Below are 16796 nucleotides of genomic sequence, written 5' to 3'. Positions count from 1 at the left end.
TCAGTGGGGGATGTGGTGCACTCCCTGGTCGCCGCCCGCGGAGGAAAGGTTGCCGCCCTCGTGATCGTTCTCCTGGGGGTCCTCGCCGCGCAGGTCGCGGACGAGGAGGGTGGCGCCGGCGACGGCGCCGGGCATCAGGAAGACCGCCACGAAGGGGACGAGGAAGGCCAGGATGAGCGGGACGCCGAAGCCGAGCGCGGCGCCGCGCCGGCCGCGCAGCAGCGCCAGGCGCTCCTTGAGCTCGACGCCGCGGCGCTGGAGGGCGACGCCGGTCAGCTCCACGGCGAGGAAGTAGCCGGAGACGCAGAAGCCGAGGGCGGGGACGACGGTCTGGCCGACGACGGGGATGAAGCCGCAGGCGAAGAGGAGCACGCCGTAGAGGGCGACCCGGAGCAGGAGCCGCAGGCTGTCCCGGGCCGAGATCAGCAGCTCGCGCCAGAGCGGCAGACCGGACTCGGGGACCTCACCGCCCCGGTCGCGGTCGACGTCCTCGGAGAGGGACTCGTAGAAGGGCTCGCCGACGAGCAGGGTCACGGCGGTGAAGGTGATGACGGAGAGGAAGAGCCCGAAGACGAAGAGGAGGGCCGTCAGGGCGTTGCGGAAGAGGCCGAGCCACGGGGAGGACCAGTCGTCGGCGAAGGGGGTGGCCCAGGCCACCAGGTCGTCCGCGCCGAGGGCGAGACCGACCAGCGCCCCCGAGTAGAGGACCAGCGTCACCAGGCCCGGCAGCAGTCCGAAACCGAACCGGCGTCCGTGCCGTGCCACCCACTTCTGGCCCTGGACCAGATGACCGAAACCCACCCCGAAATCGCGCATGCGGGCAGCCTAGCGGGGCCCGCTCGCGCACTTGTACGCGCGTGCGGGCCGCACCCCGGTCGACCGGGGTGCGGCCCGCACGGGTCCGCTTCCGGTGTGGCCGGTGCCTCAGACGGCGAGCTCGACCGTGATGTTGCCGCGGGTCGCCTTAGAGTACGGGCAGACCTGGTGGGCCTTCTCGATCAGGCTCTTGGCGGTCTCGGCGTCCACGTTCGGGAGGGTGGCCGAGATCTTCACGATGAGGCCGAAGCCGTCGTCGTTCTTGCCGATGCCGACCTCGGCGGTGACCGTCGAGCCGGAGATGTCCGCGTTCTCGTTCCGCGCGACGACGCCGAGGGCGCCCTGGAAGCAGGCGCTGTAGCCGGCCGCGAAGAGCTGCTCGGGGTTGGTGCCGGCGCCGGAGCCGCCCATGGCCTTGGGCGGGTTGACGACGACGTCGAGCTGGCCGTCGTCCGTGGCGACACGGCCGTCGCGGCCGTTCTCCGCGGTGGCGACGGCGGTGTAGAGGACGTCGGAGTGCTGGATGGACATGCTGGTATCTACCTTCTTCTCCCCGCCTCGACTCGCGCCCACGATCGCGACGGCTGAGGGAAGACTACCGGTCCAGCGAGACGATCATCTTTCCGGTGTTGTCGCCGCGGAGCAGACCGAGGAAGGCGTCGACGCCGCTCTCGATGCCCTGGGTGAAGGTCTCGCGGTACTTCAGCTCGCCGGAGCGCAGCCGGCCGCCGACCTCCTCGACGAACTTCTGCTGGAGGCCGTAGTGGTCGCCGACGAGGACGCCCTGGAGGCGGAGCCGCTTGCCGATGATCATCGCCATGTTCCGCGGGCCGGGGACCGGCTCCGTGTCGTTGTACTGCGCGATCATGCCGCAGATGGCGGCGCGGCCGTGCACGTTGAGCGAGGAGATCGCGGCCTCCAGGTGCTCGCCGCCCACGTTGTCGAAGTAGACGTCGATGCCGTCCGGGGCGGCCGCCTTGAGCTGGTCCCGCACGGGGCCGTTGCGGTAGTTGAAGGCGGCGTCGAAGCCGAGCTCCTCGACCAGCCACTTCACCTTCTCGTCGGAGCCGGCCGAGCCGATGACGCGGGAGGCGCCGGCCAGCTTGGCGAGCTGGCCGACCTGGCTGCCGACGGCGCCGGCCGCGCCGGAGACGAAGACGGCGTCGCCCTCCTTGAAGGAGGCGGTCTCGAAGAGGCCCGCGTAGGCGGTGAGGCCGGTCATGCCGAGCACGCCGAGGTAGGTGGAGAGGGGGGCGAGCTCCGGGTCCACCTTGGTGGCGTGCTGGACCGGGACGCTCGCGTACTCGCGCCAGCCGAGGCCGTGCAGGACGTGGTCGCCCTCGGCGAAGCCCTCGGCGTTCGACGCCACGACGACGCCGACCGCGCCGCCGTCCATCGGGTGGTCCAGCTTGAACGGCGGGACGTAGGACTTCACGTCGTTCATCCGGCCGCGCATGTAGGGGTCGACCGAGAAGTGGAGGTTCCGCACCAGGATCCGGCCTTCGGCGGGCGCCTCGACCGGGACCTCGCGCAGGGCGAAGTCGGTGGGGGCGGGCCAGCCGTGCGGGCGGGCGACGAGGTGCCATTCGCGGCTGGTGGCGGGCAGAGCGGTCATGGTGGGGACCTCCGGGAAAAAGCTTCACTTGATGAAACAACCATGCGCCTGAATATTTCAGGTTGTCAAGCATCGGAGTAGGATGGCGCCCATGCCCACCTCACACACCGACCCCGTGACCCTCGAAGTCGTCGAGCTGATCGGCACGGTCGTGGCGCGCTACCACCAGGAGTACGAGGAGGCCGCCGCCGCACACTCCCTCACCGGCGCGCAGGCCCGCGTCCTCGGGCTGCTCACCCTGGAACCCACGCCGATGCGGAAGATCGCCGAGAAGCTCAAGTGCGAGCCGTCCAACGTCACGGGGATCATCGACCGCCTGGAGTCCCGGGGCCTGGTCGAGCGGCGCCCCGACCCGGCCGACCGCCGGGTCAAGCTGGCCGCGCCCACCGACGAGGGCCGGGACACCGCCCGCCGGCTGCGCGACTCCCTCCACTTCGCCCGCGAGCCGCTCGGCGAGCTGACCGGCCTGGAGCGCACCCTGCTGCGGGACCTGCTGCGCCGGATGCTCGGCGAGGGCCCGGCCCCGTCGGCCCCCTGACGGACCGGACGCGCCCCGGTCCCGCCCGCCCCGGCTCCCGCCCCGTCCCGCCCGGAAGCGGGGACTAGACGCACCACCACAGGAAGCGGGTGCAGGTCTCCGAGGGCTTCGGCTCCGGCGTCGCCGACGGGGGCGCCGGACGGCCGGTGCCCGCGGAGGCCGAGGGGGTCGCGCCGCCCGTGGCCGGCGCGGTGGGCGAGCCCGAGGCGCTCGGCGTGGGACCCGGGCCGTCGCCCTGCGGCCCCGAGGTGACCTCCGGCGCGGACGGCGCCGGGGAGGAGGGCGCGGCGGAGGACGGCCCGGCGGACGCGCCGCCCGTGCCCGCACCGGAGCCGGCGCCCGCACCCGTGCCCGTACCGGAGCCCGTCCCCGGCCCGCCGGCGGAGCCCGCCCCGGGGCGCGGGGCGGCGGAGGTGCCGGGGCCGCCGCCGTCCGGTCCCGCGCCGGTCCCGCGCGGCCGACCGGTCGGCGCGGCCGGGTCCGGGGTGCCCCCGCCCGCCCGGTCGCCGTCCCCGCCGTCCTCCGCCGTCCCGCCGCCGGGGCTGCGCGTGGGCAGCGCGGGCGGCAGCGGGGCCTCGGTGACCTCCAGTTCCTCCACGGCGTTCGCGGGGCCCTTCTCCCCCGGCCCCTCGAACGCCGTCCTCGCCAGCCCCAGCGACCCGGCCGCGAGGACCAGCCCCAGCGTGCTCACCGCGACCGTCCGGCCGAGGCCGGCCCGGCCCCGCCTCCGCCGCGCGGCGGCGCGGCCCGCCGCCCGCCCGCCGGGGCGCGGCGGCACCACCACGTCCAGCTCGTAGACGTGCTCGGGAGCGACCGGCCCGGCCGCACCCCCGCCCGCCGTCTCCCCCGCTTCCGCCGCGTACGGCTCCGCCGGGTACGCCCCCGCCGGGTGCGGGGCCCCCGCGTACGGCTCCGCCGGGTACGGCTGCGGCGCGTGCGGCTCCGGCCCGTACGGCCGTCCGGTCGGGTACGGCTCCGGCGCCTCGACGCCCTCGTGAGGCGCGGAGTGAGGCGGGGTCTGGGGGGTGTCGTACCGCAGCCGCTCCACGGGGGTCCCGCACCCGGCACAGGCGAGGGCCCCGTTGAGATACCGCCGGCACGCGTGGCAGTAGTCCATGGGGCTCGCACGCTAGGACGAGCGGAGCGGCCCCGGGGCGTCGAGGACGTGAGGATCTTGTGAGGAAACCGCAGGTGAACGCCGTGGCGCCGCGATTCTCCCGGTTCGCCACCTCCCGCCCGCACGCCTCCGGACCGGACTCCTCCGCCGGTCCGGAGGCCGTGCGGGGCCGCCCGGGAGCGGCCCCGGGCGGCTCAGCCCAACGCGCGCGGCGGGCCCGGCGGTCGCACGATGCCAACAGGAAACCCGAACGCGACACCTCGCCCGTGTCAGCACCGCCCCCCGGAGGATCCGCCATGACCGTCAGCCTCGAACAGCTGCGCCGCTGCCATGTCGCCGTCGACCTGGGTGCCGCCCGCACCCGGGTCTTCGTCAAGGGCTCCGGGCTCGTCGTCGACGAGCCGAGCGTCGCCGCCGTCAACACCCGCACCGGCGCGCTGATCGCGGTCGGCGCGCTCGCCGAGAAGATGACCGGCCGCACCCCGGACTACATCCGGGTCGTGCGCCCGGTCTCCGGCGGCACCGTCGTCGACATCGAGATGGCCCAGCGGATGCTCCGTCACCTCCTCGGCGAGAAGCTGCGCCGCCAGCTCCGCCGCAAGCCCCGGCTGCGGGCCGCCGCCTGCACCCCGCACGACAGCGACCCGCTCGCCCAGCGCGCGGCCGTGGAGACCCTGGTGGGGCTCGGGGCGCGCCGGGTGGAGCTGGTCGACACGCTGATCGCGGCGGCCGTGGGCTCCGGTCTCCCGGTGGAGCAGCCCACCGCGACCATGATCATGGTGTGCGGTGCGGCGACGACCCAGATCGCGGTGCTCTCGCTGGGCGCGATCGTGACGGCCGAGCGGATCCCGGTCGGCGGCGACGCCATCGACCACGCGATCATCCAGCACCTGCGCCACCACCACGAGCTGATGCTGCCGAGCCAGTCGGTGCGTCCGCTCCAGATCGCGCTGAGCGGCAACGGTCTGACCCCGCACGGGCCGGCGTCCACCGAGATCCACGGCCGGGACGTGGCCACCGGCCTGGCCCGCTCGGTCACCGTCGACACCGCGGCCGTGCGGGAGGCCATCCACACCCCGCTGACGGCGGTGCTCGACGGCCTCGGGAAGGTGCTGCGGGACTGCCCGCCGGACCTGGTGGCCGACCTCGCCGACCGCGGGATCATGATGGTCGGCGGCAGCGCGCTGCTCCCGGGCCTGGACCAGATGCTCCGGGACGCCACCGGCATGCCGGTGCACATCGCCGAACGCCCCGACGTCTGCGCCGTGCTGGGCCTGGGCGCGATGCTGGAGGGCAAGGTGCAGCCGATGATCCTCGACCCGCTGGGCGACCACCGCGGCCTGGCGGACGACCGGGACGGCGGCCGGGACCGGGCGTACGCCGACGACCTGACGGAGTGACCGATCACGACATCGCCTGATTCGTACGCCGATGAGACCATGGTGATCATGGACGAGGACGGGGAGCGGGGGCGGGCGCGCCTGCCGATGCTGCTCGAAGCGGTCCTCGGCGTCGGCACGGACCTCGAACTCCGCGCCACGCTGCAGCACATCGTGGACTCGGCGACCGAGCTGGTCGGGGCCCGCCGCGGGGCGCTCGGGGTGGTGGACCCCGAGCGCCCGCGGCTCACCGGGCTCTTCACCACCGGGATGGACGACGCCGAGCGGACCAGGATCGCCCGGCTCCCCGAGGGCCCGCACGGGGAGCTCGGCGTCCCGATCCGCGTGCACACCCAGGTCTTCGGCACCCTGTACCTCTCCGGGAAGCCGGACGGCTTCACCGAGGAGGACCTGGCCCTGCTGCGGGTCCTCGCCGCCCAGGCCGGCATCGCCATCGGCAACGCGCGGCTCTACGAGACGGCCCGGCAGCGCGAGCGGTGGATCGAGGGCGCCGCGGCCGTCACCACGGCGCTGCTCACCGGCGAATCCGCCGAGGACGCCCTGATGACCGTCGCCGAACAGGCCCGGATCCTCGCCGGCGCGGCGGCCGGCGTGATCCTCCAGCCCACCCCCGAGGGCGGCATGGAGATCGTCACGGCCTCCACCACCGACGATCCCGGCGACCTGGTCGGCACCACCATCCTGCCCGGCTCCGCCGTCCTCGTGCAGCTCCTCGGCGGGGAGCCGGTCTTCGTCGAGGACTCCTCGACCGACCCCCGGATGACGACGCCGGTCCGCTCCCGCTTCGGGCCGTCGATGATGCTGCCGCTGCGCAGCGGCGGGAGGCTGATCGGCACGCTCGCGCTCCCCCGCCACCGGGACGCCGACCCGTACTCGGCGGTGGACCGGCTGCTCGCCTCCCAGTTCGCCTCGCAGGCGGCGCTGGCGCTGGTGCTGGCGGACGCGCGGCACGACCGGGAGCGGCTCGCGGTCTTCGAGGACCGCGACCGGATCGCCCGCGACCTGCACGACCTCGTCGTCCAGCGCCTGTTCGCCACCGAGATGATGCTGGAGTCCACCCGCCGCCGCGCCGGAGGGCCGTCCGAGGAGGACGAGCTGCTGGAGAAGGCGGTGGACGAGCTGGACTCGACGATCCAGGAGGTGCGGACAGCGATCTTCGCGCTCCAGCAGCCGCCCGCGGACGCCCCGACGACCTTCCGGGGCCGGGTGCTGCGGGAGACGGCGGGGGCGGGGGCGCTGCTCGGTTTCCAGCCGTCGGTGCGGTTCTCCGGCGCGGTGGACGCGCTGGTGGACGAGGAGTCGGCGCGGGCGCTGCTCGGCGTGCTGCGCCGGGCGCTCGCGGCGGCCCACCGGCGCCCCGGGATCGGGCGGATCCAGGTGGACGTCGGCGCCGGTGCCGACGGGGCCCGGCTGCGCGTGGAGGACGACGGCACCCCGCCGACGACGGTGACCTGGCCGTAGACACGAGGCCCCGCCCGCAGGCATGGCAACACGGCCGTGGACGCCGCGACCCGGTCTCGGGCCCCGTCCGCGAGGTGCCGCCCGGCGCGCGGCTCCCCCGGACGGAGCAGTACCGCGCGCCGGGTCCGCGCGCCGGATCTTGACTGAGGAGGTGAACTCCGACGCCAAGCCCCCGACCGCGGCGGCCTACCGCAACCTGGTGATGGCCACCATCGGCTTCACGCTCACCTTCTGGGCGTGGGACCTGATCGCGCCCCTCGGCAGCTGGTACGGCGAACGCCTGGGCCTGAGCTCGTTCCAGCAGTCGTTCCTCGTCGCCGTGCCGGTGCTGGTCGGCTCGCTGGGCCGGATCCCGGCCGGCGCGCTCACCGACCGGTACGGCGCGAAGCTGATGTTCCCGCTCGTCTCGGCGCTGACGATCGTCCCGGTGCTCCTGCTGATCCTGGTGAAGGACTCCTACGGCCTGATGATCGTGGTGGCCTTCCTCCTCGGCCTCGGCGGCACGACCTTCGCGATCGGCATCCCGCTGGTCAACTCCTGGTTCCCGCCGGAGAAGCGGGGCCTGGCGCTCGGCGTCTTCGGCATGGGCATGGGAGGTGTGGCGCTCTCCGGCTACTTCACGCCCCGGATCGCCAAGCACGGCGAGAACCTGCCGTTCATCGTCGTGGCGATCGCGCTCGCCGTGTACGCGGTGCTCGCCGCCGCGCTCATCACCGACCGCCCCGACCGCCCGGTGCCGACCGCCTCGCTGGCGACCCGGCTGGGCTCGGCCGGGCGGCTGCGGGTGACGTGGGAGCTGTCGGCGCTGTACGCGATCGGCTTCGGCGGCATCGTGGCCTTCGGCGTCTACCTGCCGACGTACCTGAAGACCTGGTACGAGCTGGACCCGACCGACGCGGGCACCAAGGCGGCCGGGTTCGCGCTGGTGACGGTCGTCTTCCGGCCGATCGGCGGCTGGCTCTCGGACCGGGTCCACCCGGCGGTCGTCACCGCGTGGGCGCTCGGCGTCGTCGCCCTGTTCGCGATCGTCCAGGCCTTCGACCCGAAGCTGAACCCGGGCGGCACGATCGCCCTGCTGGTGATGGCGGCCGGGCTCGGCACCGCGAGCGGCTCGGTCTTCGCACTGGTCTCGCAGGTCACCCCGCAGGCCAAGGTGGGCTCGGTGACCGGCATCGTCGGCGCGATGGGCGGCCTCGGCGGCTTCGTGCCGCCGCTGGTCATGGGCGCGATCTACAGCGCCAAGGACTCGTACTCGATCGGCTTCATGCTCCTCTCCGACCTGGCGCTCGCGGGGTGCGTGTACGCGTACGGGCGGATGCGCGGGATCCGGCCGGGCGGCGACGAGCCGGCGTCCGGGGCGACGAAGGTCACGGCCGGGACGCCCTGACGGCCCGGCAGAATGCCCCTCGGCAGCGGCGTTCCCGATGCGACCCGAGGAGTACGACCGGTGAGTGCGCTCTTCCCGGCCCTGAGAAGCCGTCCCGACCGGACCGCGCTGCGCTTCGGCGCGGACCCCGCGACGGCGGAGACCCTGACCTACGAGGAACTGGCCCGGGCCGCCGGGGAGCTGGCCGTCCGGCTCTCCGGGGCGACCCGGGTCGCGGTCTGGGCCACGCCGACCGCCCGGACGGCCGTGGCGGTGGTGGCGGCGCTGCTCGCGGGCGTGCCCGTCGTCCCGCTCAACCCGCGGGTCGGGGAGCGGGAGCTGGCCCACGTCCTCGCGGACAGCGCGCCCGCGCTCCTCCTGGCGGGCCCGCAGGACGAGCCGCCGGCGGCACTGGCGGGGCTGCCCCGGATCGACGTGCCGACCCGCGTCGCGCACTTCACCCCGGTCTCGGCGGTGGTCGCGCACGGCGACGGGCCGGAGGATCCCGGGTCGCCCGCCTTCGTCGTCTACACCTCCGGCACCACCGGCCCCCCGAAGGGCGTGCTGCTCCCCCGCCGGGCGGTCGCCGCCTCGCTGGACGCGCTCGCGGAGGTCTGGTCCTGGACGGAGGAGGACGTCCTCGTGCACGCGCTGCCGCTCTTCCACGTCCACGGGCTGATCCTCGGGGTCCTCGGCCCGCTGCGGCGCGGCGGCGAGGTCCGTCACCTGGGCGCCTTCTCGGCGGAGGGCGTCGCCCGGGAGCTGGCGGCGGGCGGCACGATGCTGTTCGGGGTCCCCACCATGTACCACCGGCTCGCGGAGGCCCTCCCCGGGGACCCGGCGCTGGTCGAGGCGCTGTCCGGGGCGCGGCTGCTGGTGTCGGGGTCGGCGGCGCTGCCGGTGCGCGACCACGAGCGGATCACGGCGGCGACGGGCCGGACGGTGGTGGAGCGGTACGGGATGAGCGAGACGCTGATGAACACCAGCGTCCGGCCCGGCGGGCCGCCGCGCCCCGGCACGGTGGGGACGCCGCTGCCGGGTGTGGAGGTGCGGCTGGTGGAGGAGGACGGCACGGTGCTCGGCGGGTCCGACGGGGAGACCGTCGGCGAGGTGCAGGTGCGCGGGCCGAACCTCTTCTCCGGCTATCTGAACCGGCCGGAGGCGACCGCGGAGGCGTTCGACGGCGACTGGTTCCGCACCGGCGACATGGCGGTCCGCGAGGCGGACGGCGCGATCCGGCTGGTGGGCCGCAAGGCCACCGACCTGATCAAGAGCGGCGGGTACAAGATCGGGGCGGGCGAGATAGAGAACGCGCTCCTCGACCACCCGGGGGTGCGGGAGGCCGCCGTCACCGGGGAGCCCGACCCGGACCTGGGCGAGCGGATCGTGGCCTGGATCGTCCCCGCCGACCCGGCGGCCCCGCCGGCGGACGCGGAGCTGGCGGACCACGTGGCCCGGCTGCTCGCCCCGCACAAGCGGCCCCGGACGGTCCGGCTGCTCGACGCCCTCCCCCGCAACGACCTGGGGAAGGTCCTGAAGAAGCGGCTGCCGGCCGGATGACGGCGACGGGCCGGGCTCCGCTCCGGGAGCCCGGCCCGTCGCCCGCCGGCTACTTCACGCCGACCGCGTGGATCAGTTCCTGGCGGACCGTGCCGCCCTGGTCGTCGGCGGCCGCGGCGCGCAGCGAGACGGTGGCCGCGCCGGACGGGATCCGCAGCTCGCCCGTCCAGGAGGCGCCCCTGCCGGAGCCGCGGAGGGGCACGGCGCGCCAGGTGGTGCCGCCGTCGTAGGAGACCTCCAGGCCGCCGGTGGTGACGGTGCCGGTGCCGGACGCGTCCTCGACATACTCCGCGAAGACGCCGACCGGGACCCTGGAGCCGGCCCGGACGTCGCCGTACAGGTCGGTGTCGAGGTCGAGGCCGAGGTTGAGCATCGGCAGGTGGGTGACCCGGTCGGACGGGGTCTCGGCGGAGCGGAAGGTCCACTCGCTGTGCCCCTTGGCGCCGAGCCGCCAGCGGGCCGGGTCGAGGGTGGTGTCGGTGACGACCTTGAAGGTGGCCTCCTCCGCCGGCGCGTCCCAGGCGTAGGCGCCGGAGCTCATCTTGCGGTCGACGCGGACCCCGTTCACGTACACCTCGGTGTACTGGGTCATGGTGTCGTCGCCCCACACGTTGCCGAAGCCGGTGTGGTCGCGTCCGGAGTCGCCCCAGCCGGGGGTGTTGAACCTCAGGTCGTTGCCGGTGCGCTGCTGGCCCCAGCCGAGGCCGGTGCCGAGCCAGGGGTGCCAGACGGGGCCGAACCACTCGCTGCGGGTGACGGAGCCGCCGCGGTAGACCGAGCGGCCGCCGCGCTGCTCCAGGGACTCGCCGAGGTCGACGGACTCGTGCCACTGCTGGCCGGTGCCGGTGGAGACGTACTCGGTGCGCTCGGCCGGGAAGCCGATCCGCTCCTTGAAGCCGACGCCGATCGGGAAGGTGTCGGTGATCGAGTAGCGGAACTCGCCGCCCTGTTCCCCGCGCTTGGTGGGCGCGTGGAAGGTGGAGCGGACGGTGGCGAGGTCCCGGCCGCCGGGGCGGTAGACGAGGTCGGTGCCGATGCGGCCGGGGTGGCCCTCGGAGAGGTCGTAGACGTACGGGGTGAAGCGGGTGCCGGTGAGGTCGACGCGCTTGCCGCGGGCGGCGCCGGCGGCGAGCCGGGCGGCGTCGGCGCGGTTCACGGTGGCGACGGCGAGCGGGCGGTCCTGGTAGTCGGCGGTGCCGAACCACTTCATCAGGCGGCCGGGGGCGTCGTCGGTGACGAGGAGCGCCGCGGCCCCGGCGTCCTGGGCGGTCTGGGCGACCCGGGCGGGGTCGGCCCCGTCGGCGAGGCGGACCAGGACGGCCTTGCCTGCGGCGTCCTTCCCGGCGTACTCGGCCGGGGTGCCGGTGCCCGCGTCGACGAGGCCGAGGCGGTGCCGGCCTTCGAGGAGGGCGGCACCGGCCTGCGGGCGCAGGTCGGCGAGGCGGACGCCGTCGACGCTCGCCTCCGCCATCGGCTTGCCGAGCCGCCAGACCGTGCGGTACTCGAAGGTGCCGTTCGCGACGGGCGCGGTGGGCGCGGCGAAGAGCGAGTCGTAGGTGACGGGCACCTGCACGATGTCGGTGTATCCGGTGCCGTTCGCCCGGCGGTCGTACTCCATGAGCAGCTGGCGGGTCTCGGTGCGCTTCTCGACGTCGGCGCGTATCTCGCGCAGCTCCCGGCCGTCGAGGGTGATCTCGCGGTCGCGGTCGAGGACGACCTCGGGGGCGGCCATGAAGCCGAGGCCGAGGGAGTCGGCGCCCTTGGCGCCGCGCACGTCGAGGAAGGTGTCGACGGTGTACGTGCCGGGCTTCAGGCGCAGCTTCAGGGTGCCGGACTCGCCGACGGAGGCCGGGAAGGGGTCCTCGCCGGGGGTGAGTTCCTTGATGCCGAGGCCCGCGGCGGCCGGGGCGCCGTCCCGGTCCTTGACGTGGACGGTGAGGGTGTGACGCTCCTCCTCCTTGACCAGGCCGAGGGCGGTGCGGGCGACCGGGGTGCCGCCCGCGGCGGCGGTGATCCGGCCGGAGCTGGTGCCGACCGGGGCGGCGGTGCCGTCGCCGGTGACGGTGGTGGAGGCGGTGCCGCGGGCCGGGACGGTGAGCGTGGTGTCGGCGAGGGCGGCGGTGCCGGCCGGCATGCCCTCGACGGCGAGGTCCAGCTCGACGGGGGTGTCGGAGGAGTTGGTGTACGTGACGGTCTTCGTGACCGGCTCGTTCTCCTCGTGGGGCCAGGCGAAGAAGCCGAGGTCGGCGGAGCCGGTGGCGGTGACCTCCGCGGCGATGGCGGCGGCGACGTCGACGCGTCCGGCGCCGAGGTCGTACGCGGAGGCGTCGAGGCCCTTCGAGCTCGACATGAGGGCGTCCTTGAGCTGGGCGCCGGTCCAGTCGGGGTGCTTCTCGGCGAGGAGCGCGGCGACTCCGGCGACGTGCGGGGTCGCCATGGAGGTGCCGTTCATCGAGGTGTAGAGGCCGGTGCCCTCGGTGAGCTGGGAGCGGGCGGCGAGGATGCCGACGCCGGGCGCGGAGAGGTCGGGCTTGAGGGCCTGGTCTCGGTAGCGGGGACCCTTGCTGGTGAAGTAGGCGGCCTCGTCGGCGGAGTCGACGGCGCCGACGGTGAGGGCGGAGTCGGCGGCGCCGGGCGAGCCGATGGAGCCGGGGGCGCCGGAGTTGCCGGCGGCGATGACGAAGAGGGCGCCGGTCTCGGCGGAGAGGGTGTTGACGGCCTGGGCCATCGGGTCGGTGCCGTCGCTGCCCTCCCGGGAGCCGAGGCTCATCGAGACGATCTTCGCGTCGATGTCCTTGGCGGCCCACTCCATGCCGGCGATGATCTGCGACTCCGTGCCGGAGCCCTCGTCGCCGAGGACCTTGCCGACGGCGAGGGTGGCGCCGGGGGCGACGCCCTTCTCCTTGCCGTCGGAGCCGGCGCCGCTGCCGCCGACGGTCGAGGTGACGTGGGTGCCGTGGCCGTCGCGGTCGGCGACCTCCTGGCCCTCGATGAAGGACTTCGACTCGGCGATCCGGCCGGCGAGGTCGGGGTGGCCGGCGTCGACGCCGGTGTCGAGGACGGCGACCTTGACGCCCTTGCCGGTGAGCCCGGCCTCCCACGCCGCGGGGGTGCCGATCTGGGCGTTGGACTCGGCCATGGCGGCCTCGACCCGGCCGTCGAGCCAGACCTTGGCGGGGGCGGCGGAGCGGGCCGCGCCGGTCTTCCCGGTGAAGGCCTGCCAGAAGGCGGCGGGGTCGGTGGCGGTGACCGCGGCGCCGCCCACGCTGGGCAGCGCGCGGACGGTCTCGGTGCCGCGCGGGGCGCCGTGCGCGGCGCGGGCGTTGCCGCCGTACGTGACGATCAGCGGGAGCGTGTCGGTGAGGCCCTGTTCGACGAGGCCGGTGACGTCGAAGAGGCGCGGGTCGAGGGCGCCGGAGTCGAGGTGGCGGCGGGCCTCGTCGGGGACGACGGTGATCCGCCCGTCGGTGACCCGGGTGCGGACGGCGCCGGTGGCGCCCTTCGCCCGGTCGACGGTGACGGTCCGCCGTCCGCCGTCGAGTCCGGTGAGGGTGACGCGGTCACCGGTGACGAGGGTGACGGTGACGGACGCGGCCGGGCCCCTGAAGGTGTCGGGCGCGGCGGCCGCCGTCGCGCCCGGCGCGGCGGCGGTCTGCCCGGCCGAGAGCATCACGAGGGAGACGCCGGCGGCGATCAGCCCGGCCCTTCCTCCGGTCGGCGGTGCGGTCATGGGGGACTCCTCGCGGACCCGGGGGTTCGGGGGTGGGATTCCGGATCCGCGAGGAGTCTGGTCGCCGGGAAGGGAGTTGAGTCGCTTCTCGCCTGGCGGCTATGTGCCGTGGCGGCCAACCGCCAGTCGGGCGAAGACGGGTCGGTACGGGAGCGTCCGGGACGCTCCGGATGGGTGCCTCACGGGGTCGGGTCGAGGGCGTCGTACCGCCGGAAGCCCCGTGCGTACAGGGCGAAGACGCCGACGGCGAGGACGCAGAGGAGGCCGCCGCCGGTGATGGCGACGGCCGGCGAGGTGAGGTCGGCGACGGAGCCGGCGACGAAGTCGCCGAGCCGGGGGCCGCCCGCGACGACCACGATGAAGACGCCCTGGAGCCGGCCGCGCATCTCGTCCGGGGCGGCGACCTGCATCATCGTGTTCCGGAAGATCATCGACGAGGTGTCCGCGTAGCCCGCGGCGGCGAGGCACAGCAGCCCGATCCAGAGGTTCCGGCTGAGACCGAAGGCGGCGATGGCGAGGCCCCAGGCGGCGACGGCGACGAGGATGGCCTGCCCGTGGTGCCGGATCCGGCTCTGCCAGCCGGAGACCACCCCGCCGAGCAGCGCGCCGAACGCGGGCGCGGCGACGAGGAGTCCGGTGGTCTTCGCGTCGCCGCCGAACCAGAGCGCGGCGACGGCCGGGAAGAGCGCCTTGGGCTGGGCGAGGATCATCGCGAAGAGGTCGGAGACGAAGGTGGCGCGCAGGTTGGGCCGGGTGCCGAGGAAGCGCAGTCCGTCGAGGACGGACGCCTTCCTGGCCCCGGTGCGCTCCGGCGGCATGGAGGGAAGCCGCCACATCGCGTACAGGCTCGCGGAGAAGGCGAGGGCGTCGATGAGGTAGGCGATCTGGTAGCCGGCGAGGCCCACGATCACGCCGCCGAGGCTGGGGCCGACGAGCGTGCCGAAGGTCATGACCATGGAGTTGAGCGCGTTGGCGGCGCGCAGCTGCTCGGGCGGGAGCAGGCGGGGGATCATCGCGCTGCGGGCGGGCGAGTTGAGGGCCGCGCAGACGGCCTGGAGGCCGACGATCGCGTAGAGGAACCAGACGCGGTGGAAGCCGGCGAAGGCGGCGGTGGCGAGGGCGGCGGAGAGGACGGCGGAGCCGGTGGCCCCGGCGAGGCCGAGGGCGCGCCGGTCGACGGTGTCGGCGATGGCGCCGCCGTAGAGGCCGAAGACGACGAGCGGGACGAGGGAGAAGAGGCCGACGAGTCCGACGGAGAAGGCCGAGCCGGTGATGTCGTAGACCTGGAGGGAGATCGCGAGGGCGGTCATGCCCTGGCCGACCCAGGAGACGGTGTTGCCGAACCAGAGGCGGCGGTAGTCGGCGGAGGCGCGCAGCGGGGTCAGGTCGGCGAAGATCCGGCGCTTCTCCTCCTGCGGCGACCCGACGGCGGTCACGCGGCGGCCGCGGCGGCGTCGGTGAGGTCGTAGCTCAGCTCGGGGCGGTCCCAGTGGATGCGCCCGGCGGCGGGGACGGTGCCGGTGCGGCGGGCGCCGGTGCGGAGGTAGAACTCCTCGGCGGGCGGGTGGGCGACGACCCGGACGGCGTCGAGCCCGGCGGCGCGGGCCTCGCCGGTCATGTGGGCCATGAGCAGGCGCCCGATGCCGAGCCCCTGGGCGGAGTCGGCGACGAAGGCGAGGTCGAGTTCGGCCTCGTCGAGGAGGAGGGCGTAGAAGCCGAGGACGCGGTCGTCCGCGTCGACGGCGACGTGGACCGGGTGGTGCTCGATGTAGGCACCGCCGACCCGGTAGCCGTCCACCATGACGGCGTACGGCCCCCGGTAGGCGGCGGAGCCGCGGACGAGCTTGGTCAGGCGCTTGGAGTCGGCGGCCGTGGCGCGGCGGACGGTGATCTCGGACATACGCCGAGTATAGGAACGCATTCGGCGATCGGTCCTTACATTTTGATGACGGCGACCACCCCGGCCCCGGTCCGCCCTCCGAGCCCGGCGGACCGGTGGCGCCGGGCGGTGGCGCCGGACGCCGGCCGCCCAGCCGCAGGCGGGGGCGGCGGCCACTCAGCCGCAGGCGGGGGCGGCTCGCCGGCCGCTCAGCCGCAGGCGGGGCGCAGCTCGCCGGGGTCGATGCCGTCGAGGCGGGCGGCGAGGGCGCCGAGCCGCTCGCGCAGGTCGGCGATGTCCGCGACGTCCAGGCCGGTCGCGGCGGCGATCCGGCGCGGCACGCCGAGGGCGGCCGTCCGCAGCTCCGCGCCCGCGTCCGTGACCCGGGCGGTGACGGAGCGCTCGTCCTCGGCACTGCGCCGGCGCTCCACGTATCCGGCCGCCTCCAGCCGCTTGAGCAGGGGGGACAGGGTGCCGGAGTCGAGCCGCAGGCGCTCCCCGATGCCCTTCACGGGCAGCTCGCCGTGCTCCCAGAGGACGAGCATGACGAGGTACTGGGGGTAGGTGAGCCCGAGCTCCTTGAGCGCCTCGCGGTAGACGCCGTTGAAGGCGCGCGCGGCGGCGTGGAGCGAGAAGCAGATCTGCCGGTCGAGCCGGAGGAACTCCTCGTCGGGGAGGGTGTCGGGCGTCTCCATGGGAACCAGGATACGCGAGGCCCCTCACACGCGATTGAGTTGTGCACAACTGAATCGTGCGCTATCAATAGAGGGCAGCACGCACCACCCCTCCTCCACCGAGGAACCTCCCGCACGCCCTCCCGAGAGACCGGAGACCCCCATGAACGCCCTCTACACCGCCGTCGCCACCGCCAACGGGCGCGAGGGCCGCGCCGTCAGCTCCGACGGCCTGATCGACCTCCCGCTCGCCCACCCCCAGGCCCTCGGCGGCAACGGCCAGGGCACCAACCCCGAGCAGCTCTTCGCCGCCGGCTACGCCGCCTGCTTCGCCAGCGCCATGGGCGTCGTCGCCCGCCAGGAGAAGATCGACATCTCCGACGCCTCCGTCACCGCCGAGGTCTCCATCGGCAAGGACGCCGCCGACGGCGGCTTCGGCCTCGCCGTCGTCATGCGCGCCGAGTTCCCCGACCACCTCCAGGGCGAGGCCGGCCTCGCCCTCCTGGAGAAGACCCACGCCTTCTGCCCCTACTCCAAGGCCACCCGGGGCAACATCACCGTGGACCTCGTCGTCGAGTGACCCGAAGGATCGGCCCGCGGGGTGGCGACGGCTCCGGCCCTCGCCCTACCCTGGGCGACA

At 74.7% G+C, this 16796-nt stretch carries 14 protein-coding genes; 6 read left to right on the top strand and 8 right to left on the bottom strand.

Annotation, left to right across the window (positions count from 1 at the left end):
* The 3 genes from IE287_RS26705 to IE287_RS26695 all read right to left on the bottom strand — a co-directional run bounded on the left by IE287_RS26705 (window position 1) and on the right by IE287_RS26695 (window position 2431).
* Window positions 1-816, bottom strand: a complete 816-nt coding sequence (locus IE287_RS26705) for an EI24 domain-containing protein (RefSeq protein ID WP_189851758.1) — start codon at window positions 814-816, stop codon at window positions 1-3.
* Window positions 817-924: 108 nt separating this feature from the next.
* Window positions 925-1347: an organic hydroperoxide resistance protein gene (locus IE287_RS26700; RefSeq protein WP_189851757.1), complete on the bottom strand. Its 423-nt coding sequence runs from the start codon at window positions 1345-1347 to the stop codon at window positions 925-927.
* Window positions 1348-1411: 64 nt separating this feature from the next.
* Entirely contained in the window at window positions 1412-2431 is a 1020-nt protein-coding gene (locus IE287_RS26695) for an NADP-dependent oxidoreductase (protein WP_189851756.1), read from the bottom strand.
* 91 nt (window positions 2432-2522) lie between these two features.
* Between IE287_RS26695 and IE287_RS26690 the strand changes: the two genes are divergently transcribed.
* Window positions 2523-2969 (top strand): MarR family winged helix-turn-helix transcriptional regulator, encoded by a 447-nt coding sequence (locus IE287_RS26690; protein ID WP_189851755.1) that lies wholly within the window; start codon window positions 2523-2525, stop codon window positions 2967-2969.
* Window positions 2970-3033: 64 nt separating this feature from the next.
* Here the strand turns inward: IE287_RS26690 and IE287_RS26685 are convergent, their stop codons facing one another.
* Window positions 3034-4086 carry an SCO2400 family protein gene (locus IE287_RS26685; protein WP_189851754.1) on the bottom strand — a complete coding sequence of 351 codons (1053 nt, stop codon included), beginning with the start codon at window positions 4084-4086 and terminating at the stop codon, window positions 3034-3036.
* A 296-nt stretch (window positions 4087-4382) separates the two neighbouring features.
* On the opposite strand from IE287_RS26685, the gene IE287_RS26680 reads away from it, so the two are divergent.
* From IE287_RS26680 to IE287_RS26665, 4 genes are all read left to right on the top strand, one after another.
* Complete coding sequence (locus IE287_RS26680; RefSeq protein ID WP_229883766.1) at window positions 4383-5486, top strand: rod shape-determining protein; 1104 nt, start codon at window positions 4383-4385, stop codon at window positions 5484-5486.
* Window positions 5487-5534: 48 nt separating this feature from the next.
* Complete coding sequence (locus tag IE287_RS26675; protein ID WP_444545984.1) at window positions 5535-6947, top strand: GAF domain-containing sensor histidine kinase; 1413 nt, start codon at window positions 5535-5537, stop codon at window positions 6945-6947.
* 202 nt (window positions 6948-7149) lie between these two features.
* The gene (locus IE287_RS26670; RefSeq protein WP_229883775.1) at window positions 7150-8334 is read left to right on the top strand and encodes an MFS transporter; all 1185 of its coding nucleotides are present in this window, start codon (window positions 7150-7152) and stop codon (window positions 8332-8334) included.
* Between the two features lie 60 nt (window positions 8335-8394).
* Window positions 8395-9873 carry an acyl-CoA synthetase gene (locus tag IE287_RS26665; RefSeq protein WP_189851751.1) on the top strand — a complete coding sequence of 493 codons (1479 nt, stop codon included), beginning with the start codon at window positions 8395-8397 and terminating at the stop codon, window positions 9871-9873.
* Window positions 9874-9922: 49 nt separating this feature from the next.
* On the opposite strand, the gene IE287_RS26660 is transcribed toward IE287_RS26665, so the two are convergent.
* The 4 genes from IE287_RS26660 to IE287_RS26645 all read right to left on the bottom strand — a co-directional run bounded on the left by IE287_RS26660 (window position 9923) and on the right by IE287_RS26645 (window position 16177).
* Entirely contained in the window at window positions 9923-13603 is a 3681-nt protein-coding gene (locus IE287_RS26660) for a S8 family serine peptidase (RefSeq protein ID WP_189851750.1), read from the bottom strand.
* Between the two features lie 179 nt (window positions 13604-13782).
* Complete coding sequence (locus IE287_RS26655; protein ID WP_189851749.1) at window positions 13783-15039, bottom strand: MFS transporter; 1257 nt, start codon at window positions 15037-15039, stop codon at window positions 13783-13785.
* Window positions 15036-15503: a GNAT family N-acetyltransferase gene (locus IE287_RS26650; RefSeq protein ID WP_189851748.1), complete on the bottom strand. Its 468-nt coding sequence runs from the start codon at window positions 15501-15503 to the stop codon at window positions 15036-15038. Before IE287_RS26650 ends, IE287_RS26655 begins: the two co-directional genes overlap by 4 nt.
* 188 nt (window positions 15504-15691) lie before the next feature.
* Window positions 15692-16177 (bottom strand): MarR family winged helix-turn-helix transcriptional regulator, encoded by a 486-nt coding sequence (locus IE287_RS26645; protein WP_189851747.1) that lies wholly within the window; start codon window positions 16175-16177, stop codon window positions 15692-15694.
* A 142-nt stretch (window positions 16178-16319) separates the two neighbouring features.
* Between IE287_RS26645 and IE287_RS26640 the strand changes: the two genes are divergently transcribed.
* Entirely contained in the window at window positions 16320-16736 is a 417-nt protein-coding gene (locus IE287_RS26640; RefSeq protein WP_189851746.1) for an organic hydroperoxide resistance protein, read from the top strand.
* Window positions 16737-16796: the final 60 nt, after the last annotated feature.

The organism is Streptomyces omiyaensis (assembly GCF_014650895.1).
GTDB classification, from domain to species: domain Bacteria; phylum Actinomycetota; class Actinomycetes; order Streptomycetales; family Streptomycetaceae; genus Streptomyces; species Streptomyces omiyaensis.
This window is presented reverse-complemented; position numbering and strand designations above follow the sequence as displayed.